The organism is Haloterrigena salina JCM 13891 (genome assembly GCF_000337495.1).
GTDB lineage: Archaea > Halobacteriota > Halobacteria > Halobacteriales > Natrialbaceae > Haloterrigena > Haloterrigena salina.
This window is the reverse complement of the sequence record NZ_AOIS01000035.1, coordinates 1-22,676: the sequence shown is the minus strand read 5'-3', so window position 1 is coordinate 22,676 and position 22,676 is coordinate 1. Positions and strand designations below refer to the sequence as shown.

Below are 22,676 nucleotides of genomic sequence, written 5' to 3'. Positions count from 1 at the left end.
CCCGCCGGGGAAGACCGTCCTGAAGGAACTCGAGGACTTCGTCGAGGACCTCAACACGGACGCGGGCTACGACTACGTCGAGACGCCCCACGTCTTCAAGACGGACCTCTGGCACCGCTCTGGCCACTACGAGAACTACCAGGACGACATGTTCATCTTCGACGTCGGCGACGACGAGTTCGGCCTGAAACCGATGAACTGTCCCGGCCACGCCGCCATCTTCCAGGACCAGTCCTGGAGCTACCGCGACCTCCCCATCCGCTACGCCGAGAACGGGAAGGTCTACCGCAAGGAGCAACGCGGCGAGCTGTCGGGCCTCTCGCGGGTCTGGGCCTTCACGATCGACGACGGCCACCTGTTCATCCGGCCCGACCAGATCAGACAGGAGGTCGAGGAGATCATGGACATGATCACCGACGTCCTCGAGACGTTCGACTTAGAGTACGAGATGGCGCTCGCGACGCGCCCCGAGAAGTCGGTCGGCTCCGACGAGATCTGGGACCGCGCGGAGGAGCAACTCGAGAACGTCCTCGAGAACCGCGCCCACGACTACGAGGTCGAGGAGGGCGACGGCGCATTCTATGGACCGAAGATCGACTTCGCGTTCGAGGACGCCATCGGCCGCTCGTGGGACGGCCCCACGGTCCAACTCGACTTCAACATGCCCGAGCGGTTCGACCTCAACTACGTCGGCGAGGACAACGAGGAACATCGCCCGGTCATGATCCACCGCGCGCTCTACGGCAGCTACGAGCGGTTCTTCATGATGCTCATCGAGCACTACGAGGGCCGCTTCCCGCTGTGGCTCGCGCCCGAACAGGTCCGCGTGCTGCCCATCTCGGACGACAACCTCGGCTACGCCCACCGGGTCGCCAACGAGTTCGACGACTTCCGCGTCGAGGTCGACGGCCGCGACTCCACGCTCGAGCGGAAGATCCGCGCAGCCCACGACGATCGGGTCCCCTACCAGATCATCGTCGGCGACAACGAGGAGGAGGACGGCAACATCTCGGTTCGGGACCGCTTCGAGGACCAGGAGTACGACGTCGAGATCGAGGACTTCAAACAGCACCTCGAGGGCGAAATCGAGGAGCAGCGCACGCAGCCGGACTTCCTGCAGGACTGATCGCGGTCACCCGCCGTCGCTGACCGCCGTTTCGTCTGCCTGATTCCCGACGAGTGCGCGAACGGTCCGTCTCCCCACGAATCGCGGCACGCGCTCGGTGTAGCGCTCGTACTCTTCGCCGTACCGCTCGCGCAGCCACGGTTCCTCGGCGAACGGGAGCGAGAGCCACCAGCCGAGGTAGATCGCGCAGACGACGGCGACCAGCCCGGAGTTCGCCAGCAGCGCGAAGCCGACCGTCGCGACGACGTAGCCGACGTACTGGGGGTTTCTCGAGTAGCGGTACCAGCCGCCGGTGTGCAACTCGCCGGCGAGACCCTTCGTCTCCTCGACGCCGAGGTCCAGTCCGGCCGCGATGGCGACGGCGTAGCCGACGACGAACAGCGCGGCGCCCGCGGCCAGCGACGGGCCGCGGGGAAGGCCGAGACTGTTCCAGCTGAGGTACGTGAGCGCGAGCACGACGACGTTGAGCGAGTGCGAGATCCCCCAGTGGACGTAGTAGGTCCGGTCTCGTTCGCCCGGCGGCCAGTACGAGACCAGCCCTAACGCGCTGGCGACGATTCCCGTGAGGTTCGCCAGTGCGAGGCCGACGCCCCCGACGAAGACGGCACTCGTCAGCGCGTCGGTCATCGGTGTATCACCGCCGCCGTCGACGGCTCGAGCGTCTGCACCCGCACTGGATCGACTGTCGACAGCTGTACTTGATCGATCGTCATATCTTCACGTCGGCCGGCGGTCGCACTGTCGCTTCTCACGGACACACTAGGGGATTTATGTGTAGTCCGGTGCTGTCGTGAACCCACCGCCGATGAAGTACCTCGACGTCCGGCTCCGACAGCCCGACCGGATGCTCCACCCGATGCAGCGGTTCATCCGCGAGGAGGACGCCGTCCGCTACGAGGAACTACGTACGTGGAACATCCTCGGCCCCGAGGGCGACCGCGAGTACGAACTGTTCTACGCCGAGGCCGACCGCGAGGCGTACGAGGCGGCGATCGAGGCCGTCGACTCGGTCCGCTGGTACGACCTGACGCCGATCGACGACGACTCGTTCTACGTCTACATCTGCCAGGAGACCCGCGAGGAAGACGTGCGCTGGCGGCGATCGTTCGCTGCGCTCGACCTCGTTATCGTCCCGCCCGTGATCTACGATTCCGAGGCCGCGTTCTACATGACCGTCGTCGGCGCCGGCGAGGACCTGCAGGCGATGCTCGAGGGGCTCCCCGACGAGATCGATGTCACCGTCCGCGCGATCGGTGAGTACGACCGCCGGCACGCGCCGCTGACCGGTGGGCTCACCGAGCGCCAGCTCGAGGCTGTCGCGGCCGCGGTCGAGGTCGGCTACTACGCGGTTCCGCGCGAGGCGGGACTCGAGGCCGTCGCCGAGCGGCTGAACTGTGCCGCGAGCACGGCCGGAACGCTCCTCCAAAAGGCGCAGGCGCGGGTGATGCAGCGACTCGTTCGACAGCGCGGGCGAGGTCTCTTCGAAGACGAGATGAACGCGACCGCCCTCGATGCGGGGAGATAGCAGTGACCTGGCCCGTTCGGCCGATTTGCGGCCGCTGATCACGGACGTGGCTATCTCGACGCGGAATCCGATCGAAACCCCCATACTTGCAGAATCGTGCATATCCCATATGAACAGAGCCGAGAAGGCAGCCCTGCAGTTACGGGCCGTCGACGTGTTGCGGATGCTGAAGGAGACCCGGACCTACGACGAACTCGCCGAGACGACGGGATTGCCGGCGGGCGACCTCAATCGGTACGTCAACGGACACGTGCTGCCGGGAACCGAGCGCGCACGCGAGGTCGTCGAGGACCTCGGACGCGAGGCGCTGGCCGGCGAACTCGAGGCCCGCATCCGGGTCGACGACGAGGGCTACGTCGACAACAGCGCAGCGGTCTTCGACCAGTCGTTTCTCGACCTCGTTGCGCCCGTCGTGGCCAACGCGTTCGACTTCGATCGACCCGACGTCGTCCTCACCGCGGCGACCGACGGGATCACGCTCGCCGCCTCGCTCGCGAGCTACTACGGGACGCGCTGTGCCTACGCGAAGAAGAGCAAGGAGACCGCCGTCGAGGAGTTCATCGAGGCCCGCGAGCGCCTCCAGTCGGGGATCGAACTCACCTACTACCTGCCCGAGTCGGCCATCGACGCCGGCGAGTCGGTACTGGTCGTCGACGACCTCATCCGGTCGGGCGAGACCCAGGAACTCCTCTTGGACATCGTCGACACCGCCGACGCCGACGTCGCCGGCGTCTTCGCGCTCATCGCGGCCGGCGAGGACGGCATCCAACGGGCTCGGAACCACACCGACGCGCCCGTCGACGCCCTCACGACGGTCTGAGCGGTCGTACAGCAATCTCGAGTCGCTCCATCCGTCGGTCGCTGGCCGCGTCCTGTGCGTTCATCGCTGACTGCGGTCCGTTCGGGCGTCGTCGACCGATGAGTCTCCCGCCGGGGAAACCGTGCGAACCATTGCCACATGATTAATCATTAGGTTTATTGTGCTCCCGCCAGTTTGTGGTGGTACGACCATGACGAAGACAGTCATCCTCGGCGTGATCGGCTCCGATGCCCACGTCGTCGGGATCACCATCCTGGAGCAAGCGTTCGAGGCCGCGGGGTTCGACGTCGTCAACCTCGGGGTCCAGACCTCCCAGACGGAGTTCGTCGACGCCGCGACCGAACACGACGCCGCGGCGGTACTCGTCTCCTCGCTCTACGGTCACGCCAAACAGGACTGTCAGGGCTTCCACGGCGAACTCGCCGACGCCGACCTCGAGGACGTCACGACCTACATCGGCGGCAACCTCGCCGTCGGTCAGGACGACTTCGAGGAGACCCGCGCGTTCTTCCGCGAACTCGGGTTCGACCGCGTCTTCGACTCCGAGACCGACCCCGAGGACGCGATCGAGGCGCTGCGGGCCGACCTGGATATGCGCTCCGCGGAGTCCGAGCGGGAGAGCCAGACTGTCTCCGCTTGAACCGATCCGCCGGACGCCGTTTTCGCTGTCGCTACGCTACGGAGCGACCGCTGTTGCGGTCGCTCACGCTGAGATATCAGGACTCGAGTCGCCGACCCCTCGACCGCTCAGCGGACGATCGTCACCGGAACGGGCGAGCGGCGAGCCACCTTTTCGGCGACGCTGCCCAGCAGGATCCGGCTCGCGCCCGTGCGGCCGTGGCTCCCGATCGCGATGTGGTCGACGTCGTGTTCGGCGGCGTAGTCGACGATCGATCGCGAGATTCCGCCGACGACGTGGTCCGTCTCGATCTCGACACCGTGGTCGGCGGCCTGTTCGCGCGCCGCCTCGAGGATCGCCTCCGCCCGGTCCTGGTGGTGGTCCTGGAGTTCCTCGTAGTTCGCCACGGCGCCGCCTTCGATACCGGTCGCGGCGTAGAAGTCGCCGGGATCGAGGACGTGCAGCGCCGTGATGCGGGCCTCGGGATACTCCTCGCAGGCGAACTCGAGGGCTTCGGTCGACTGGTTCGAGTCGTCGACGGGAACGAGAACGTGTGTTGCCATGAGTGATACTACGTTGGCCCTCGAAATAAACGTCGGGCCGACGGTGCCTGTCATCGACGGGGCAAACCCGGCGCCTACGGCGACGTGACGCGTTCGATCGCCCCCCGAATGCGCTCCTGGTCGGGCCGGTACGCCTCCTCCCGTCCCGGCAGCGGCACCGGGACGTCGTAGCCGGCGACGCGCTCGATCGGCGCCTCGAGGTGCCAGACGGCCTCGTCGGAGATGCGGGCCGCGACCTCGGCGCCGAACCCGCCCGAGCGCGGCGCCTCGTGGACGACGACGCACCGGCCGGTCTTCCGGACCGACTCGCGGACCGTCTCGGTGTCCATCGGGCTGATCGTCCGCAGGTCGATCACGTCGGCCGACGCCTCGCTCTCCTCGAGGGCGCCTTCGACCTCCCGGACCATCGCGCCCCAGGCGACGACGGTGACGTCGGTGCCCTCCTCGACGACGCGGGCCTCGCCGAGCGGGGTCACGTGATCGGCGGGCACGGGCCGCCGAGCCGCCCGGTACAGCGGCATCGGTTCGAAGAACAGGACGGGATCGGGACTGCGGATCGCCGACCGAAGCAGTCCGGCGGCGTCCCGCGCGGTCGAGGGAATCACGGTCTTGAGACCGGGAATGTGTGCGTAGCCGGCCTCGTAGCTCTCGGAGTGGTGCTCCAGGGCCTTCACGCCCAGCCCGTACGGCGCGCGGATCACCATGGGGCAGGTGAGCTTCCCGCGCGAGCGACTGCGCAGGCGCGAGACGTGCTGGTGGATCTGGTCGAACGCCTGGAAGGTGAAGCCGGCGAACTGGATCTCCGCGACGGGTCGGTGGCCCGCGGCCGCGAGGCCGACGCCTAATCCGACGATGCCCGCCTCCGCGACCGGCGCGTCGTGGACGCGGTCGGGGAACGCGTCGAGCAGTCCCTGCGTCGCTCGGAAGACGCCGCCGTCGACGCCGACGTCCTGCCCGTAGACGACCACGTCCTCGTCGCGGTCCAGTTCCGCGTTGAGGGTCTCGCGGATCGCCTCGACCATGTTCAGCCGTTCGACCCCCTCCGTGACGCCCGAGTCGGTCGCCGTCCCGCCGTCGCCGCGGGCCCCCTCCGCCGCTCGAGGCGGCGCGATCTCGCCGTCGGCGCCGCCGGTGAACGCCTCCCGCTGGCGCTCGAGGTAGTCGGGGAGCTCCGCGTAGGCGGTGTCGAACATGTCGACCGGATCGGTGTTCGCTTTGGTCTCGCGAGCCGCCTCGAGGGCCTCCTCGAGTTCCGTCTCGATCTCGTCCTCGATCGTCGAGACGGCATCGTCGTCCAGCACTCCCCGGTCGCGGAGGTACTGTTCGAACCGCAGTATCGGGTCCAGCGGCTCCCACTCCTCCTCTTCCTCGGTGGTGCGGTAGACGGAGGGATCGTCCGCGGTGGTGTGCATCTCCCGGCGGTAGGTCGTCGCCTCGATCAGCGTCGGGACGCCCCGCAGGGCGCGCTCCCTGGCCTCCTTCGTGACCGCGTAGACGCCGAGCACGTCGTTGCCGTCGACCTGAATCGGTTCGATGCCCGCGGCGACGGCCTTCTGGGCGAGCGTCGCGGCCCGCGTCTGTTTCTCCAGCGGCGTCGAGATGGCGTACTGGTTGTTCTGGCAGCAGAAGATCGTCTGGGCCTCGTAGACCCCCGCCAGGTTCATCGCCTCGTAGACCTCGCCCTCGCTGGTCGCGCCGTCGCCGAAGTAGGTCAGCGCGACCCGGTCGCTGTCGTTCATCGCCTGCGCCCAGCCGATCCCCGCGGCGTGGAGCGGCTGGGACCCCACCGCGATGGCCGGCGGCATGATCGGCACGTCGTCGGGCGGTCCGCCGCCCTCCTCGAGTCCCATCGCGTACTCGAAGATCCCCTGAGGTGAGAGCCCGCGGGCCAGCGCCGAGGGGTGCTCGCGGAAGGCCGGCACCGTCCAGTCGTCGTCGGCCAGCGCGGCGGTGCTGCCGACCTGTGCGGCCTCCTGGCCCGTCGCCGGCGCGAAGGTTCCCAGTTCGCCCCGGCGCTGGAGGGCGATCGTCCGCTCATCGAGGCGCCGGGACAGCTTCATCGTCCGATACCACTCGCGCAACCGCTCGTCCGGGAGGTCCGGTTCCAGCGACTCGTCGACGCGGCCGTCCTGATCGAGGATCTCGACGCGGTCGATCGAGAAGTCGGCGACCGTCGATCGTGGCATACCGACGGTACGAGAGACGGCCACTTAGTGCTCGAGTCGGCTATCGCACGCTTTGGGGCGCTCGAGGCGGCCACCGCGCTCCGCGCCGATCGCCGGACACGCTCTCGGACCGTCCGAACCGACATCAACGCCGTCGACTCATCGACGTGCTCGTAGCTCCCGTAAGATTGGATTCTCAACACCTTTTTATTACCTATTATATTACTCTGGTAATAATTGCTTCAGGCATTCGTGAAAGACAATGACTGATGAAAATTCCACGGAGCGATCGACTCGGCGGACGGTACTCAAGAGCGTCGGCACCGGTATCGCCGGTTCGGTCGCGTTCTCCGGAACCGGCGCGGCCTTCGACGGCGAGTCCGTCGGCGAGGCGCGAGGGCGTATTCGAGGCCGGCGGCGCTCTCGTCGACGACGCGCTCGATCCCGAGCGCGACGCCCTCCAGGAGGTCGTGATCGTCTTCGAGGACACCGAGCACGTCGTCCGACTCGAGGAACTCGACGTCGAGTTCGCGATCGGCTTCGACGCCCTCCCCGTCGGCTACGCCAAACTCCCGGGGTCGCTGGTCGAGACCGTCGCCGACTGGGAGCCAGTGCGGTACGTCTCCTCGAACTACGAACTGGAGTTACACAACGACGACGCCCGCGAGGACACGAACGCCGACGCTGTGCAGGCCGGTTCGGGTCTCGAGATGCCCTACACCGGCGAGAACGTCCACGTCGCGGTCATCGATTCGGGGATCGGCGGCGGACACCCCGATCTGCAGCCGAACCTCAAGGCGAACTATCAGTACGTAGGCATTCCGGGAATTCAAGACGAACCCCTCTGGTGGCACGACGTCGACACCATCGATACGGACCTAAACGGCCACGGTACCCACTGTGCTGGAAGCATCGGCGGGACCGGGTCGGAGAGCGACGGCGAGTACGCGGGAATGGCGCCCGACGTCGATCTGACGATGTACTCGACGAGCGCGGGTCCGGCGATCGCGTTCACCGTCGCCGCGTACGACGATCTGATCCGCCGACAGCGGGCGGGCGATCACGATATTCAGATCGTTTCGAACTCGTACGGCTCGGGACGGGTCGGTCGTCCTTTCCTCCCCGACGATCCCCTCAACGTCGCGACGTGGCACGCACACGAAGAGGGGATCCTCTCGGTCTTCGCGGCGGGTAACGACGGTCCCGATACGGGAACGCTGAACCAGTACGCGAAGGCGCCGCACGTTCTGGGGGTCGGAGCGACCGACACCGAGGGAGCGGTCGCGGACTTCTCGTCGCGCGGTCGCCCGCAGGACGGCTCGTACGACGAGGACAATTACGACCGCGCGGCGGCCTACGAGAACCTCGCCGCGTTCCACGACGGCGTCCCCGCTGACGAGATCGACGGTCCGCTGGGGATCTACCGCAACGGCGTCGCCGCCAAAGGCGAGGCCGTAATGAGTACGCTCGAGCGGTTCGACCTCATTAACGTGCTCCAACCGGACGGCGAACGCTACTACGGGCTCGCGTCCGGGACCAGCATGTCCTGTCCCGTCACCGCCGGTTGTGCGGCCTTAGTCTACGACGCCGCCATCGAGCGCAACGGCGAAGCGCCCGCCCCGATGGACGTGCTCGCGACGCTCGAGGCGACCGCCGACGAGCGGCGACACGAATCGTATACTGCGGAGTCCGTCGGCGCGGGGTACGTGGACGTTCAGGCGGCCGTCGAACGCGCCGAGGCGGGCGAGTTCGCGGCGGTCGGCGAAATAGACGTCGCGTCGAGCGACACTCAGCAGTGAGACGGCGGTGTCGATAGGCGGAGACGTAGTCGCTCGCCGATTCACGTGGCCGTCGCTCTCGAGGGTAGTCGCAGAAAAATCGGGGTTCGGATCGTCGAAACCGGCCAGTCGTTACTTCGCGCGACCCTGTCCGCCGTTGTTGGACGGACGGACCTTCTCGGCGCCCTTGCCGCGGTTGTTGAGGCCGCGGTTGGACTTGCCGGCGTTGGTGAGACCACGGAACGCGCGGTTCGTGTGGTCGTCGTCGCAGATCCAGTTGAGGTCGTCGTCGTTCTCGATCGCCGGGTGGTTCGGATCCACGAGGATCGCTTCGAACCACTTCTGGCTGCCGTCTTCGCCGACCCAGTAGCTGTTGAGCACCCGCAGGTTGGGGTACTTCCGGGAGACGCGCTCCTCGCCGATACGCTGGATGTTCTTACGCCGCCCGATGCGGTTGACACCCTGGCGCTTCGAGCGTCGGCCGGCCGTGAAGCGTTCCTTCCGGGCCGTCCCCTTGCGGACCGACACGCGGACCACGATAATGCCCTGCTTGGCCTTGTAGCCGAGTTCGCGCGCCTTGTCCAGACGGGTCGGGCGATCGATGCGCTCGATTGCGCCCTGTTTCCGCCATTCCTGCTTTCGCTGCCACTGCAGTTCCCCGAGTTTGCCGTCGTCGGGGTCCTTCCATGCGTCCTTGATGTGGGAGTAGAAGCTTTCTGCCATGTGTATCACCGCGGGCGTTTCCTGGTTCAATCCTGGCCGGGGCCCGTCCCCGCGGATCACATCCCGACCTGTGGCGGCGGTGCCGTACAGGTGCCCGCTGGCGCCCGCGACCCAGCGAGTCTACTCTCTCTTCCCAACTCTCGAGTATAAGGGCTTCGAACTGCGCGGCCACGCCGCGTCGAAAAACGAGGTGGGTTCGGGGATCGATCACCGTTCGAGCGGGACGCGCTCGCTGACGCCGCCGGGAACGACGCCGTTGACCGTCGCGAACACGGCACCGAGGACCAGTCCGTAGACCAGGTGGCCGATCGCGAACAGGAGCGCGCTGACCAGTTCCCCCGCGACGCCCGGAACGGGGAGGAACGGCAGCGGCAACGCCGCGACGCCCGCCTGCTGCATCGCCAGCGGGAACAGGAACCCGCCGGCGAAGAGGCCGAGGAGGGCCCCGAACACCAGTCCGACGACGAGGTAGTCGCTAAACGAGTCCACCAGATCCTGGACCGTTCGCCGCGAGGCGAGGGCGGCGAACGTCAGCCCGAACAGGACGCTCAAGATCATGTGGACCGTCCAGCCGACGCCGACCGCCGTTTCGGGACCGGCGATCAGCGCGCCGAGCAGTTCGATCTGGCCCGCGCCGAGGTGGAGGACCAGCCCCATGGCGATGCCGCCGACCAGTCCGCCGGTAAAGCCGCCACCCCAGACGCCGACTCCGTCGAGGTCGTGGGAGTTATTCTCACCCATATATAACGGGTACGGACGCGAGTGTAATCAAACCAACCATTGATTGGGTTGTACGAGGGTCTGATAACCAAATCAGTCGCCACCATGTCACCGGAAACCCGGTCGAATTCGGCTGTGGCTGCGACGGCGCTGTACGGCCGGTATTCTGGATCCGTCCCATCCGATAGATATGTCGGAACAGGGATGGCTCGATCGTCTCACTAGGCGACAGCTTTTAGGTAGGCCTAAACAAGAGGATGGTAACAGGTGCCGACAATGAGCAAGAACGTATCGACGGACAGACCGTCAGGTGGGGGGACGAACGCGACGAGCGACGCCATCGAGAGCGCGGCGTTTCTCGCACGGTCGGAGCACCGCGTTCGCGTCCTCGAGTTGCTCGCAGACGACCGACGCACGCGCGAGGAGTTGATGGCGGGGACCGACGTCACTCGGGTGACGCTGAGCCGGATTCTGGGGGATCTGAACGATCGCGGCTGGGTCGAACGGGACCACGCCGACGGCGGCTACGCGATCACGAACACGGGCCGGGACATCTACGAACAGTTCGACCGCCTCCTCGAGACGATCGCCGTCGGACAGCAGTATCCCGACGTCGTCGACTCCCTGCCGACCGAGTGGTTCGACTTCGACCTTCGGTGTCTCGCGGAGGCCGACCTCGTCGCCGCCGACAGCGCCGACCCGCTGGCCGGGATGCGCGTCGTGGCCGACGCCGTCGGCCGAGCCTCGACCGTCCGGGCCGTCGTCGACTCCTTTACGAGTCTCCCGATGTACACCTACGGCGAGACGCTGGCCGCCGGCGACCGGCCGGACGTCGAGGTCGTCTTCGATCGGAACGCGAGCGCCGTCGCGCTCGAGAACCCGGAACTCGTCGACCGCTGGCGAGAGATCGAGCACCGGACGGACGAGTCGATCTACTACAGCCTCGACGAGACGGTCCCCTGTAACGTCGACCTCGTCGACGAGACGGTCTTTCTCTCCGCCGTGACCCCGGACAACGGCGGCTTCGACGTACTTCGGTGTACACATCCCGCGGTCGTCGACTGGGCGCAGGACTTGTTCCGCGAAAAGCGCGCCGCGGCGACGGCACTTGAGCGACGGCGAGGCGATACCGACCCGCTCAATTCGACGGCGTAGTCCGACAGCGAACCGATCGCGCCACCCGTCCCCCATCCAACTCCGCGACTCGTCGGCGTCGCGATTGATTTTGACTCCGTTTGCTCCACAGACCGGTTTCTCGAGACACCTGGATGACAAGATCATCGGCTGTATCGATGACGCCGGTAGCGAATCGACCGTATGATGCCGGATTTGCAACCAATCCTATCGTATTACTGATGTGTGTGCACGCCGTGTTACAGATAACACATCCTGTAACGGTGAACAGACGGAATCACTAAGATGTTCTTAGGTCTGCCTAAAACTATGCCACGAAGACGGACGGTGCTCGCCAGCGGGGCGGGTCTTCTCGCAGCGACTGCCGCAGGCTGTACCGGAAATCCGAACACCGACGAGGACGACCCGGAGAGCGACGGGGAATCGTACACGGTGACCGTCGAACCGGTCGGTAGCCACACGTTCGAATCGGTCCCCGAGTCGTACGCCGTGATTCCGAGCGTCTGGATGGACATCGGGATGGCGCTGGGAAAGCAGCCTGACGCCGTCGCGAGCTTCGACCGCGCGCCGCTGAAGTACTACGACGTCCTTCCGGACGTCTCCCTCGATCAGGACGCGGTCACGATACTCGCCGGCGAGGCCGAGGAAGGGTACGACAAGGAGAACTTCTACGACGCGGACGTCGACGTCCACCTCATCGACCCGCAGGCGCTGCAGTTCTTCGCCAACTGGAGCGAGGAGGACATCCAGGAGATCGAGGACGCGACCGGTCCGTTCCTCGGGACGACCATCCGGTTCGAATCCGATGCACTGACCAGCGGGGAGGAACCGCCCTACGACCTCTACGGCGCCTTCGAGAAGGGCGCGGAGATCTTCCAGCGTCAGGAGCAGTTCGAGGCCTGGGAGTCGTTCTACGAGGACTTTATCGGCGAGATTCAGTCGCGGCTGCCCCCCGAGGAGGAACGACCCAGCGTCGCCGCGATCTGGCGCGGCGTCAACCCCGACTCTGGCGAGTTCCGTATCGCCGAGGTCAACGCGCAAGCGAACAACACCCGAACCTACCGGGAACTCGGACTGAAAGACGCCTTCGAGGGCCGGATCCCCGACGGCCCGATCGGCTACGAGGAGCTGCTCGACGTCGATCCCGACTACATCGGCGCCGTCGGCAGCCTCACCTCGCTCTCCCACGAGGAGTTCGTCGACACGGTCATCGAACCGTTCGAGGAGGATTCGAACGGGCGGAGCCTGAGCGCCGTACGGAACGGCAACGTCGTCCGGACCGGCGGCCAGTACATGGGGCCGATCGTCGACCTCTACTCGACGGAGGCGCTGGCGAAGCAGGTCTACCCCGACGAGTTCGGCGAGTGGCCGGGCGCGGTCGGCGACGTCCCCGAGGACGAGCGACTCTTCGACCGCGGAGACCTCGCCGACATCATCAACGGGGACGTCTAACTGACCGATGGCAGGCGCTTCTTCGACCGTCGTCGACGACTCGAGTGGCGACACCGACGCCACCGGCAACTATCTCGAGTGGGTCGACGCTCGGCTGCTGTCGGTGATCGCCGGGAGTCTCGTCGTGTTGCTCGCGGCGACGGTGTTGCAGGTGAGTTTCGGCGCGTATCCGCTGACCCTGGGCGAGGCGTGGCGCACCGTGTTCAATCCGGGGCTGCTGTTCAACCTCGACCTCTGGCGGGCGTTCCTCCTCGGCGCCGAGTTGCCCGACTGGCTCACGACCCGGCAACACGTCGTCTGGAACATTCGCCTCCCGCGGGTCATCGTGGGCGTGCTGGTCGGCGCGAACCTCGCGCTCGCCGGCGCGATCTTCCAGATCGTCACTCGGAACGAGCTCGCCAGCCCTTACATTCTGGGGGTGAGCGACGGCGCCGGGCTCGCCGTCCTGCTTACTCTGACGATGTTCTCCGGCATGATGGGGTGGCTCCCGCTGCTGGCGGCCGCCGGCGGCGCCTTCGCCTTCTTACTGGTCTACGCCATCGCGTGGAAGAACGGGACGAGCCCGATTCGACTCGTCCTCGCCGGCGTCATCGTCGGGAGCGTGTTCGGGTCGCTCCAGCGAGCCCTGTTCTTCTTCATCGACGATCTGGGAGTCGCGATGGCGGCCCAGACGTGGCTCTCCGGATCGCTGCTCGGGACCGACTGGGAGCAGGTCCGCATCGCGCTGCCGTTTACGATCCTCACGATCGTGCTGGCGCTGGCCGTCACGCGCCAACTCAACGTCTTGCTGCTCGGCGAGAAGACCGCCCGATCGCTCGGGATGTCCGTCGAGCGCGTTCGATTCGCCGTCGCCGGCATCGCGATCCTATCGACCGCGGCCGCGATCGCCGTCGCCGGGCTCGTCGGCTTCGTCGGGCTGATCGTCCCGCACATGGTTCGGAACCTCGTCGGCGGCGACACGAAGCGGCTCCTCGTGGGCTGTCTGTTCGTCGGTCCCGCGCTACTGGTCGGCGCCGACGTCGGCGCCCGGCTCGCTCTGAACCCCGTCCAGTTGCCGGTCGGGATCATCACCGGACTCGTCGGCGGGCCGTACTTCCTCTACCTGATGCGCAAACAGGAGAACATGGGCGAGATCTAGGGTCTCGCCCTTGAGGCCACGGTCGATTCACTGGCCTCGAGTCGCGGACCACGTCGCAGTTCGAACGCCCGTCGCTCGAGACGGACCGACAGGGAAGGATGCAGTCGGCTCGAGCGACGGACGGTCGTCCGAGTACCGAACTGCCGACGAGTAACAACCCGAAACGAGGAACGACCTGAAAGCCGTTGCTCGTCGGGTGGAAATGATGTATGAAGAGCGAGGCAGCGAACCGGGTCTCCCAGAGGCTCGCGCACTCCAGTACTCGCCGGGACGCAGGCGGGCTTAACGTCCGTGTTCGGGATGGGTACGGGTGGTTCCCCGCCGCTGTGGCCGCCTCAACGCCGACCCGCGGAATCGAACCGCGGTAACGCCTGCGCCGGTGTGTTCACCCCGATATCAGGGGTACGTCGGTTTAACACTTCTGATCTTTCCGTCGAACGCCGACTCGGTTCGTTCCCGGACTCCTCGAGCGGCACGGGAGGACGCGAACTCGGCGGTGCTCGGTTCCTGCTCGTCCGGCATCGTCCTCTTTAGCCGTCTTCTCGGCGGTCGCTGCTCGAGATCGAACCGATGGCGGAGCCGCGACTGGACGTCCGAAGCGAAGGACTATATTAATTGAACAATTAATTAGCGACGAGGACTACTCATGAACGGATTAGACGGGAAGACGGCCGTGGTAACGGGCGGGGGATCCGGAATCGGGCGCGCGTCGGCGAAGCGGTTCGCCGACGAGGGGGCGAACGTCGTCGTCGCGGACATCGACGCGGAGACCGGTCGCGAAACGGTCGATCTGATCGAGGACGCCGGCAGTAACGCGACGTTCGTCGGCGTCGACGTCTCCGACCTCGAGTCGGTCGAGCGAATGGTCGACGTCGCGCTCGACGCGTACGGGAGCCTCGATTTCGCGCACAACAACGCGGGAATTCTCACGGGATTCGCGGACGTCGCCGACACCGGCGCCGACGACTGGGACGCGCTCCTCGAGGTCAACCTGAAGGGAATTTGGACGTGTCTGAGGGCCGAGCTTCCCGTCATGGCGGAACGCGGCGGCGGAGCGATCGTCAACACGGCCTCCGAGTCCGGGCTCGTCGGGATGGGCGGTCTCGCCAGCTATTCCGCCAGTAAACACGGCGTCGTCGGACTCACGAAGACGGTCGCGCTCGAGTACGCAACGCGGGGCGTGCGGGTCAACGCCATCGCCCCGGGACCGACGAACACGAACATCCAGTCCGGGATGTCGGGAGACGGCGACCCCTCGAGCGTGGAGTTCGACACGTCGGCGATGATCGACGTTCCGATGGACCGCATCGCGGAACCGGAGGAGATGGCCGGCGCGGTCGCGTTCCTCTGTTCCGACGACGCTTCCTACATCACCGGGCACACGCTCCCGGTCGACGGCGGGCAGGCCGCGGACTGACCGCTCACCCTCATCGTCACGATTCGGAAAAGTCAGCGCGCCGATACCCGAGTGTTCAGCCGTATCGGTGCCGCAGTCCGAGTTACGCGGTTCTACTTACGTCGCAAGGGAGCGACTCGAGACCGTAGAGGCCGTTCAACGGCTGGAGATCCGATAGATCTGTGTCCAATCGTTCGAAGCGCTCGAGCAGTTGCCCCAGGGCGACGTCGGCTTCCATCCGCGCGAGGTGGGCGCCAAGACAGAAGTGAACCCCCGTCCCGAACGCCATGTGGCGGTTCGGATGCCGTTCGGGCCGGAACTCCTCGGGCGCGTCGAAGACGTCCGGATCGCGGTTCGCGGCGCCCAGCCAGAGCGTGACGACGTCACCGGTTTCGATCCGTCGCCCGTTTAGCTCGACGTCCTCCACGGCGATCCGCTTCAGCGATTGGATCGGCGACCGGTATCGGAGCACCTCCTCGATGGCCCGTTGGCGGTCGACCGCTCCGGTTCGGATCGCGTCCGTCACCTTCGCCTCCTCGACGGACCAGATCGCGTTGGTGAGGAGATTCGTCGTCGTGATGTTGCCCGCGAGGAGCAACAGCATACAGAACCCGATCTGCTCGCCCCTGGTCAGCTCCTCCGCGTTCGCCGCGAGCGTGATCAGATCGTCCCCACTGCCGCCGTCGCGCTCTTCGAGCAGCGTCGCGAAGTAGCCGCCCATCTCCCGCTGGGCCCGCTCCTGTTCCCGTTGCACCCGTTCCAGTTCCGCCTCAGTGTCGTCTTCGGGTCGCGCGACGAGCGCGTCCGACCAGGCTTTGAACTCCTCGCGGCGTTCGGCGGGGATCCCCAGCAGTTCGGCGATCACGATAACGGGAAGCGGAGTCGCGAACTCGTCGACGAAGTCGAACTCGTCCTCGCCCTCGAGGTCGTCCAACAACTCCTCCGTCACCGCCTCCACTCGCGGCTGATACTCCCGGATGGCCCCGGGCTGAAATCGTTCGTCGACGACCCCGCGGAGTCGAGTCTGTTCCGGCGGGTCGGTCGAGATCATCGTCTGCAACATCGGAAGGTCCGCGTCACCGTCGCTATCACCGTCGTTCGAGGACTTCTCGAGGTCGAACGCGCGGTTCGCCGTGAACGTACCGTGGTCTTTGAGCACACGCTCGACGTCTTCGTACCGGAATACGTCCCACGTCTCTCGCTGCTCGTCGAAGTGGACCGGACTCTCCGCTCGCATTTCAGCGTACCACTCGAACGGCGAGAGTTGCCCCTCGCGGCTTCGGATCGCGTTCGGTGACCGGCCCACGCCGACGACTGAATCGGGGGACTGCATGGTTTAATTGACTAATTAATCAGTCATAGCTCTTTTGGTGGCGTACTCCGGCTGTGGAATTCGATCTGATACGCGGAAGAACCATCGCTTTCGCGGAGACGGATTCGGGACGAATCGAAGGGACTCGAGTCGACGTAGCGACCGAATGCGACCCAGACGCGATCGGAACTGGTCGCTCGCTAGCTCTCGCGGGAGATATCGGCGAGAATCTCATCGACGATCGTTTGCACCTGATCGACGGCGTCAGCGCGATCCGTCGTCGTCTGCGTGTGGATCCCCTGTTTGAGGAGGAAGAGGAGGTGATCCGCGGTCTGTTCGGGATCGACCGGTCGGAACTGCTCGCGTTCGATACCGGCGCGGATGATATGCGCGACCGCGTCTCGGAGCCCGTCCTCCACCGCCGTCGTTTTACTGCGGAAATCGTCGTCCCACGTCGCGTGCGCCCACAGTTCGACGAAAACCCGCGCGATCGCCGTCTCGATATCGGACGGCGGAGCGGACATCACCGCTTCGACTTGTGCCGGTTCCGGGTGCAGGATTTGGCCGACGAACCGCCGAAGCTCCGTCTCCGCGTCGGTGATCGGTTCCTCGGCCCGCTGGCCGAGGAATATCTCGACGAAGACGTCGAGCATCGACAGTAACAACTCGTCTTTGCTATCGAAGTAGTGGTAGATCAGCGACGGGTTCTGGCCCAGTTCGTCGCCGATATCCTTGATCGAGAGGTCCGCGTACCCGTGTTTGACGAGCGCGCGAAACGCGGCCTCTCTGATTCGTTGTTCGGTTTCGGGCTGACCGCTCATACTCGTACGTAGGGAATCCCCTCATAAGCCGATATCTAGTCGACCGTCGCGACGCCCGCTTCCGAGCGGTACGAACCGAGTTGAGCGACCGTCGACGAGAGAACTTCGGTTGTCTCGGTCGCCGAACTCCGAAGGACCGCCGGAGCGATCGACGTCAGCGATCGTGAAATAACGGCTTTCGTATATCGTTATATGGTTTGTCGACCTCGAGAACGTCGTATTTGACTCGAGTCAGGTCGTCCTACCCAACGACCGAAATCTACGTATCGGCTACTGGGCTACCCGATACTGGTCGTTAAAGGTGAAGCAACGGCGAAACGAGAATCGCGTACCTCGATTCCAAATGACACCGCGTCTCGAGACCGCTCGAGACGGATCGCTCTGCGCGATCGAACGGGACTCGAGAACCAAAACGGAGGCGGAGTTCGCGCACGGACGCCGCGAGGAGTCGACGGACCGTCAGGCGACGAACTCGGTGATCGTCTCGAACGACTCGTCCTCGATCGAGTCGGCGAGGTCGTCGCTGTCAATGTCGTCGGGGACGTGCTGGGGGTACTTCCGGCGGAAGTAGCCCACGATGTTCGTCAGATCCCGGCGAAGGAACTCGCCGGCGTTCTCGTGGTCGGTCGGCACGGCCTGGGGCCAGTCGAAGATCTTCACGCCCTCCTCGTTGACGAAGACGTTGTACTCGCTCATGTCCGCGTGGACGTACCCGTTCGCGTGCGCGTTGGCGATCTCGGAGACGAGCAGATCGAGGACCCCCAGCACCTGATCGGCCTCGAGTCGCGTCCGCGAGAGTTCGACGCCGTCCATCTTCTCCATGACGATGGCGTGGCGATTTTGGTCGATCGGCTGAGGGACCGAGACGTCCGGGTAGAGCTCTTCTAAGATATCGTGCTCCCGCTCGGCGGCCTTCCGGGCGGTGTACATCCACGAGACGTGGTCGTTCTCCGAGGTGTAGTCGCGTTCCTTGTGGACCTCCCGGAAGTTCGTGTACCCCTCGCGGTGGTACTTCAGGGCCAGGGGCTTGTATGAGCGCACCTCGTAGACGTCGCTCTCCTTGCCGACGCCGAGCGGCGAGCCGAACTCGCCGATGGTATCGCGTTCGACGAGCGCGCGCAGGGCGAGCGTGTCGTACCCCTCGAACTGGAGGGTGTACCCCTCGTACTGAATCGTCTTCTTCTCGATCAACCCGCGTTTCAGACAGCGCTCGAGGCGGTAGTCGACCTCCTCTTCGGTCAGGCTGGCGAACTTCGGGAGCTTCTCCCGCTGGACCCACTCCGAGAAGCGCATCCCTTGTTCGACCCCCGAGAGGAGATAGAAATCCTCGTCCTCGAGCTCCGGGAGTTCCCCGGCGACGTTCCGCACCATAGCCCGGGATAGCCGGTGAGTACGTAAAAACGTCGTGACGTGGGGCGGCTGGGTACAGTGGCTGCGGTATCCGCGATGGAAACGGATGCGCAGGCTCGATGCCGCTCGTGTGGCGCGTGGCAGTAACTGCGTGGATACCTCGACTTAGTAAACTACATATTGCGATATAGAATTAACGTACTCGATCTCGAACGGGCGGCTCCAGTCGTCGGTCCGCGACGCGGTCACGCCCCCGTCCACGACGGGTCGCGTGCACCAGTGACAGAACTCGAGGTCCGGGTTGAAGGACTCGCCGCAGTGATGGCAGGCGATCACGTCGACCTCGTCGGGAACGCCGTACGTGCTCACGGCCGCGCTCGTGTGTCCATGCGAGCGAGCAAGTACGCGTCGAGGATTTGAGTCCCACGACGACCAGCATCAGTGCGACGGCGACCAGCGACTCGCGGGTCGGCGTTCCGGTCGTGGGTTCCTCGCTCACTGCCGGATCGGCGAACAGCGCGGAGACGAGAAGCGAAGCGACGAGCGGGTCTCACTTTCCTCCCGAGACGATCCGATGGGAATCGACTCGACCGTTCCGGACGACCTACGGTCGTCGAACGCGACTGGTCCCCGATTTCGTCGGCCTGCGCTCGAACCACGGCCAGACATCAATACGAACCCTTCCTTTCCGAAATAAATTTACTGCTCCGGGCGAGAATTTCGGTTGCGAACTGATGTGAACCTTCGGCGTAGCGACGCCGCTCGTCGTCGACCGGCAACCGATACGAAGCACCCCGAGAACGATTTCGGCCGTTCTCGCCTCGAGTTCGAAACGTCCCTGTCGCGCGATAGTGAGTGATTTCCGAGATGAACGTCCCAGCGTGCCTCCGACACAGCGGATTGATCGCTCGTATCGAGTGGACGCGCCACCGCCGCGACTCCAATAGTTCCGAAATCACACGATGCGGGTATCACGTCACGTTATCCGTTCTCGCTGTCTGTCTCTGCTGGATCGCGTACTCGTTCGGGCGCGATCTTGCTTCGGGAGCGGTCGCATGGGTCGACGACCTGTGGGTCGTCGCCACCGTCGTGTTCGGTGTCGTGATCTGGCGAAGCGCAGTGTTGATCCGAACGCGGTTCGAACGACTCGAGCCGGAATTTCTCCTCACCGGTGTTTCGACGAGGGTCGCCGCCGTTGGTCTCCTCCTGTTCGTCACTGCTCGAGCGTTCGCTGCACTCGCCGCGCCGACGATCGGCGTCGCAGTCGGACTGGCGCTCGGGCTCCGATCCCCGACGGTAGCCGTCACGATCGTCGTTGCGGTGACGGGACTGGTAACGCTCGCAGTCACGCTCGGCGCCACAGGGCGGCTCGCCATCCTGTTCGTCGGACGGCGACTCGTTCAGGGCGGCCGCTATCGGGATCTACTCGTCGTCTTCGGGTGGATCCCGCTACTCGTCGCCGTACTCGTACTTCGAGAGCTCTCGGTGTCCGTCCTCGTTCCGTTCGCGTGGCTCGACGGCCTACCGGTAGCGTGGTTCGTCGACCTCGCGCTTCTGGGCGCGAACGACCCGGCGACGGTCGATCCGTGGCACGGACTGAGTGCGCTCGGAACCGTACTCGTCGGGGTACCGCTGTTCGCGGGCGAGACGGCTGCGCTGGCCCGACGAATATGGGAAACGGAACCGGTCGACAAAACCGCCGCTTGCGGTTCGAAGTCACTGCTCGCTGAGGGGCGACTGGGACGGTGGCTCACCGATCACGTTTCGCGGCCTACGCTCACGGTCGCGCGGGCGCGATGGCTCACGGAGCGGCGCGTCCCGCGCGGCGTTCTATCGACGGGATACGTCTTCCTGTTCGCGGCCGTGATCCTGCTTCCGGTGTTCAGTATCGCTGGACTGCCGCTGCTGTTGCTGATCGGAATGTGCCTCGGCCTCGCGGCCGGTATCGTTCCCAGTGTCGATCCGATCGGCGTCGAGTATCGCACTCTCCCGCTGCTGCTTACGACGGTCGACGGGCGACAGTTCGTCGGTGGTCTGTTTCTGTCCGCGCTCGGAATCGGACTGCCGCTCGTCACGATGGTCGTACTTCCGCTGGGACTGGCGAGCGCTGCCGGCATCGCGGAGACGGTCGGAGTCGTACTGGTTGGCGTAGCCGTCTGCGCGTGTACTGCCGCGGTCTGTGTCGCGACCGGAATGGACGCCGATCGAGACGAATTCGTCCCCGTTCCGTTTTTCTTCACTGACGTTCCGGTGTACGCGCAAACGGGATCGGTGTCGTTCGTCCGACTCGGTGCCGTCTTCGCAATCGTCTCGCTCGTTACCCTACCAGCGGTCCTCGGAAACGCACCGCCAGTGTACGAAGCCGCGGGAGCGACCGGACTATCGATGGGTGCCGTTCGACTCGGCTCACTTCTACTGACGGTACTCGTCGCTGCCGGCGTTTCGAGAATCGCCTTCCGAACGGCGGTTCGACGGTTCCGGACGTATCGACTGTGACGTGCCCGGCGTTCGATCCGTACCGAGCGATACGAACGAAGCGGCGACGGAGAACCCACAAACGACGCTGCCGAGTCGTTGATCGACCCGCGATTGCTGTTGTGGCCGATCGCTTCTCGAGGACATCTCGCTCGGGCGGCGAGCGTGCGGTTCGCAGCGGGGACGGTACTCGAGACACCGGACGGGTACCTCCGGTTGCACACGTTAGCACAGTCGAGTCGACACTGATTCAACGGTGGTCACGCGTCCGGCGCCGTCGCGAGGGTTTGCTCCGGTCGATGTCTACCGGCTACCAGAACTCGGGAATGCCACACTCACGTGCACACGCCGCCGCAGCGGTGGCACCGACGCAGACGGCACACGGTGCACACGTAGGAGCCGTCGGTACGGAGGCACACGGCGAACACACGTTCGCGCAGGTGAGACCGAACCCGAGGCAGCCGATCCAGCATTCGATCCCGTCGGAGTCTGCGAGCCCTACACCACTCGTGCCAGCGGGAAGCCCGTAGACGGCCTCCAGGCTATCGTCCGGGGCGATCTCGACGAACAACGCCGACTCGGAACCGCCTGCGTTCGTCACGGGAACGAACGCTCGAGTAGTCCCGGATTCGCGATCGAAGTCGGCGGCCGCGTCCTCGAGCTCGACCTCGACGACACCGGCATTGTTGAGCGCCTGCTCGAACTGGTCGCTCGACTCCAGCGTTTCGATGGCGTCCTCGGTGACGGCCTCACCCAGCAGGAGGTCCTCGACGATCACGTCGCCGTCGTGGGCCGTCGCACGCACGAGCGAGTTCGAATTGCGCTCGATCTCGGCGATTTCCTTTTCGGGATTGTAGCTAAACGTTTCGTCATCGCCCACCGGAAGGGTGATCCACTCTTCCGTGACGTGTCCCGGACTGGAGACGGTAACTCGCCTCGCTTCCGTCGGATTGGGTTGATCGAGACCGGCGGTCTCGAGGGCGGTACGGGATACCGCTTTCCGGAGGATTTCGGCGACTTCTCGTTCCGAGACCGACTCGTCGTCGGTTCGCGCCTGAACGGTTCCGATCCCGATGGCACCGATGCTACCGGTCGCGCCGATTCCTTTCAGTATGTCTTTTCTACCGATATTGAATTTTATCCCCCCATTCTACATTTATTAATTATGATATGAAAATATATTCCTACACCTGGTGAAAATAGAATATAATACATTGCATAACAGCGTACTGTCCGTAATTAGAACCTGACGTCGCGATTACCGATTCCGAATCGACGGAGCCATCGGTTCGTCGTCGACGATCTGTTAATACGAGCGCACCACCGAACAGGAGACGCTTGGACCGAAAATTTTCGTCGAACGAGTAGCTCCTGAAGTTCCCGTTCAGGATGGGTTACTGCCACGCGAGAACTCTCCGTTCGACCGCACGGAACGCGACGTCCATGCCGACGTAGACGATACTGATGAGGAACATGTACGCGATACTGGTGTCCAGCGCGAGGTTGTTCGAGGCGTTGATGATCTCGTAGCCGACGCCGGGCGCTGTCTCTTATACACA

At 65.0% G+C, this 22,676-nt stretch carries 20 protein-coding genes, 1 rRNA gene and 1 pseudogene; 10 read left to right on the top strand and 12 right to left on the bottom strand.

The genetic code is table 11. The features are described from left to right. On the top strand, positions 1-1,126 hold a 1,126-nt coding region (thrS, locus tag C477_RS09715; protein ID WP_008894303.1), incomplete at its 5' end, for a threonine--tRNA ligase. Positions 1,127-1,132: 6 nt separating this feature from the next. Here thrS and C477_RS09710 read toward each other — a convergent pair. Next, positions 1,133-1,753 (bottom strand): methyltransferase family protein, encoded by a 621-nt coding sequence (locus C477_RS09710; RefSeq protein WP_008894302.1) that lies wholly within the window; start codon positions 1,751-1,753, stop codon positions 1,133-1,135. Between the two features lie 178 nt (positions 1,754-1,931). Here C477_RS09710 and C477_RS09705 point away from each other — a divergent pair, with 178 nt between their 5' ends. The 3 genes from C477_RS09705 to glmS all read left to right on the top strand — a co-directional run bounded on the left by C477_RS09705 (position 1,932) and on the right by glmS (position 4,111). Further along, positions 1,932-2,651, top strand: a complete 720-nt coding sequence (locus C477_RS09705; protein WP_008894301.1) for a helix-turn-helix domain-containing protein — start codon at positions 1,932-1,934, stop codon at positions 2,649-2,651. Positions 2,652-2,760: 109 nt separating this feature from the next. Further along, complete coding sequence (locus C477_RS09700; RefSeq protein ID WP_008894300.1) at positions 2,761-3,471, top strand: phosphoribosyltransferase family protein; 711 nt, start codon at positions 2,761-2,763, stop codon at positions 3,469-3,471. Between the two features lie 190 nt (positions 3,472-3,661). Next, positions 3,662-4,111 (top strand): methylaspartate mutase subunit S, encoded by a 450-nt coding sequence (glmS, locus tag C477_RS09695; protein WP_008894299.1) that lies wholly within the window; start codon positions 3,662-3,664, stop codon positions 4,109-4,111. Positions 4,112-4,218: 107 nt separating this feature from the next. On the opposite strand, the gene C477_RS09690 is transcribed toward glmS, so the two are convergent. Further along, positions 4,219-4,653, bottom strand: coding sequence for a universal stress protein (locus C477_RS09690; RefSeq protein WP_008894298.1), 435 nt, complete (start codon positions 4,651-4,653; stop codon positions 4,219-4,221). 74 nt (positions 4,654-4,727) lie between these two features. Continuing rightward, positions 4,728-6,839, bottom strand: a complete 2,112-nt coding sequence (gene pdhA / locus C477_RS09685) for a pyruvate dehydrogenase (acetyl-transferring) E1 component subunit alpha (RefSeq protein ID WP_008894297.1) — start codon at positions 6,837-6,839, stop codon at positions 4,728-4,730. 248 nt (positions 6,840-7,087) lie between these two features. Here pdhA and C477_RS09680 point away from each other — a divergent pair, with 248 nt between their 5' ends. Then, complete coding sequence (locus tag C477_RS09680; RefSeq protein ID WP_008894296.1) at positions 7,088-8,617, top strand: S8 family peptidase; 1,530 nt, start codon at positions 7,088-7,090, stop codon at positions 8,615-8,617. A gap of 111 nt (positions 8,618-8,728) precedes the next feature. Here C477_RS09680 and C477_RS09675 read toward each other — a convergent pair whose 3' ends face one another. Together C477_RS09675 and C477_RS09670 are read right to left on the bottom strand one after the other, a co-directional pair. Beyond that, positions 8,729-9,319, bottom strand: a complete 591-nt coding sequence (locus tag C477_RS09675) for a 50S ribosomal protein L15e (RefSeq protein ID WP_008894295.1) — start codon at positions 9,317-9,319, stop codon at positions 8,729-8,731. 207 nt (positions 9,320-9,526) lie between these two features. After that, the gene (locus C477_RS09670) at positions 9,527-10,060 is read right to left on the bottom strand and encodes a hypothetical protein (RefSeq protein ID WP_008894294.1); all 534 of its coding nucleotides are present in this window, start codon (positions 10,058-10,060) and stop codon (positions 9,527-9,529) included. Positions 10,061-10,315: 255 nt separating this feature from the next. Here C477_RS09670 and C477_RS09665 point away from each other — a divergent pair, with 255 nt between their 5' ends. The 3 genes from C477_RS09665 to C477_RS09655 all read left to right on the top strand — a co-directional run bounded on the left by C477_RS09665 (position 10,316) and on the right by C477_RS09655 (position 13,763). Then, positions 10,316-11,194, top strand: coding sequence for a helix-turn-helix transcriptional regulator (locus C477_RS09665; RefSeq protein WP_008894293.1), 879 nt, complete (start codon positions 10,316-10,318; stop codon positions 11,192-11,194). Between the two features lie 288 nt (positions 11,195-11,482). Next, on the top strand, positions 11,483-12,625 hold the full coding sequence (locus C477_RS09660) for an ABC transporter substrate-binding protein (RefSeq protein ID WP_049914463.1): 1,143 nt from the start codon (positions 11,483-11,485) through the stop codon (positions 12,623-12,625). A gap of 7 nt (positions 12,626-12,632) precedes the next feature. After that, the gene (locus C477_RS09655; RefSeq protein ID WP_008894291.1) at positions 12,633-13,763 is read left to right on the top strand and encodes a FecCD family ABC transporter permease; all 1,131 of its coding nucleotides are present in this window, start codon (positions 12,633-12,635) and stop codon (positions 13,761-13,763) included. Positions 13,764-13,979: 216 nt separating this feature from the next. Here C477_RS09655 and rrf read toward each other — a convergent pair. Next, positions 13,980-14,101: ribosomal RNA gene (gene rrf, locus C477_RS09650) — 5S ribosomal RNA — on the bottom strand. Between the two features lie 308 nt (positions 14,102-14,409). On the opposite strand from rrf, the gene C477_RS09645 reads away from it, so the two are divergent. Continuing rightward, positions 14,410-15,180 carry an SDR family NAD(P)-dependent oxidoreductase gene (locus C477_RS09645; RefSeq protein ID WP_008894290.1) on the top strand — a complete coding sequence of 257 codons (771 nt, stop codon included), beginning with the start codon at positions 14,410-14,412 and terminating at the stop codon, positions 15,178-15,180. A gap of 82 nt (positions 15,181-15,262) precedes the next feature. Here the strand turns inward: C477_RS09645 and C477_RS09640 are convergent, their stop codons facing one another. From C477_RS09640 to C477_RS09625, 4 genes are all read right to left on the bottom strand, one after another. Then, on the bottom strand, positions 15,263-16,492 hold the full coding sequence (locus C477_RS09640) for a cytochrome P450 (protein WP_049914462.1): 1,230 nt from the start codon (positions 16,490-16,492) through the stop codon (positions 15,263-15,265). Positions 16,493-16,671: 179 nt separating this feature from the next. After that, complete coding sequence (locus tag C477_RS09635; protein ID WP_008894288.1) at positions 16,672-17,292, bottom strand: TetR/AcrR family transcriptional regulator; 621 nt, start codon at positions 17,290-17,292, stop codon at positions 16,672-16,674. A gap of 459 nt (positions 17,293-17,751) precedes the next feature. Beyond that, positions 17,752-18,663, bottom strand: coding sequence for a serine/threonine-protein kinase RIO2 (locus C477_RS09630; RefSeq protein WP_008894287.1), 912 nt, complete (start codon positions 18,661-18,663; stop codon positions 17,752-17,754). A gap of 144 nt (positions 18,664-18,807) precedes the next feature. Further along, the gene (locus C477_RS09625) at positions 18,808-19,011 is read right to left on the bottom strand and encodes a DUF7575 domain-containing protein (RefSeq protein WP_008894286.1); all 204 of its coding nucleotides are present in this window, start codon (positions 19,009-19,011) and stop codon (positions 18,808-18,810) included. 732 nt (positions 19,012-19,743) lie between these two features. Here C477_RS09625 and C477_RS09620 point away from each other — a divergent pair. Further along, positions 19,744-21,138 (top strand): hypothetical protein, encoded by a 1,395-nt coding sequence (locus tag C477_RS09620; RefSeq protein WP_239641863.1) that lies wholly within the window; start codon positions 19,744-19,746, stop codon positions 21,136-21,138. Between the two features lie 289 nt (positions 21,139-21,427). Here the strand turns inward: C477_RS09620 and C477_RS09615 are convergent, their stop codons facing one another. Together C477_RS09615 and C477_RS24910 are read right to left on the bottom strand one after the other, a co-directional pair. Next, positions 21,428-21,997: a hypothetical protein gene (locus tag C477_RS09615; protein WP_008894284.1), complete on the bottom strand. Its 570-nt coding sequence runs from the start codon at positions 21,995-21,997 to the stop codon at positions 21,428-21,430. A 514-nt stretch (positions 21,998-22,511) separates the two neighbouring features. Further along, positions 22,512-22,661 (bottom strand): annotated as a pseudogene (locus C477_RS24910) (ABC transporter permease); the annotation flags it as partial. Between the last annotated feature and the right edge of the window lie 15 nt (positions 22,662-22,676).